Here is a 613-nt window from a genome sequence, read left to right as displayed (position 1 = left end):
CTTATCTCCATCATGGCTTTTACTGCTGCACGTCTCACTGCTCTCGCTGCTTTCCGCATTTCCTCCAAGTTGGCTGCTGCTCTTGGAGCCGTTTTTGCGGCTACAACAGCTACGGCGGCTACGGGGGCTACGGCGCCTACGGGGGCGGCGGCGGCGGCGGCTCGTACGGCGGCAGCGACTACGGCAACGGCTTCGGCGGCTTCGGCAGCTACAGCCAGCACCAGTCCTCGTACGGGCCGATGAAGAGCGGCGGAGGCGGAGGCGGAGGCGGCGGCAGCTGGGGCGGCCGCAGCAACAGTGGACCGTACAGAGGCGGCTACGGCGGCGGCGGCGGCGGCTACGGCGGAGACGGAGAGGACTCATCTCGGTCAGCCTTCACCTTCATTCCACCAGTTACTCGGCAGATGGTTTCCTTGCCAGAAAGATCAGTAACATGGACAAAGGTATCATTGAAGGATGCAAAGATGTGGCAGACACCAAATACATTCTCTCCTTCAGCCACCTGAGGTCCAAGGCTGATGACCTGTTCTTCCTTCTTTTCCTTCCCCTTGCGAGGTGCCATTTCTGAACGTCGTCTCCAGACTCCTCCACCGGAAAGAGAGAGACGGAAGGG

The 613-nt window shown here is 60.8% G+C and carries 2 protein-coding genes; one reads left to right on the top strand and one right to left on the bottom strand.

All coding sequences use genetic code 11. From position 1 onward, the window contains the following. A partial coding sequence (locus R7E38_RS23120) for a hypothetical protein (RefSeq protein WP_318082186.1) occupies window positions 1–243 on the top strand: 243 nt, incomplete at its 5' end. 94 nt (window positions 244–337) lie between these two features. On the opposite strand, the gene rpsK is transcribed toward R7E38_RS23120, so the two are convergent. Continuing rightward, a partial coding sequence (gene rpsK, locus R7E38_RS23115) for a 30S ribosomal protein S11 (RefSeq protein WP_318082184.1) occupies window positions 338–613 on the bottom strand: 276 nt, incomplete at its 5' end.

The sequence above is a fragment of the Vibrio sp. Vb2131 genome (assembly GCF_033338535.1).
Taxonomy (GTDB): Bacteria; Pseudomonadota; Gammaproteobacteria; order Enterobacterales; family Vibrionaceae; genus Vibrio; species Vibrio alginolyticus.
The sequence above is the reverse complement of the archived record's forward strand: the minus strand, read 5'-3'. Positions and strand labels throughout refer to the sequence as shown.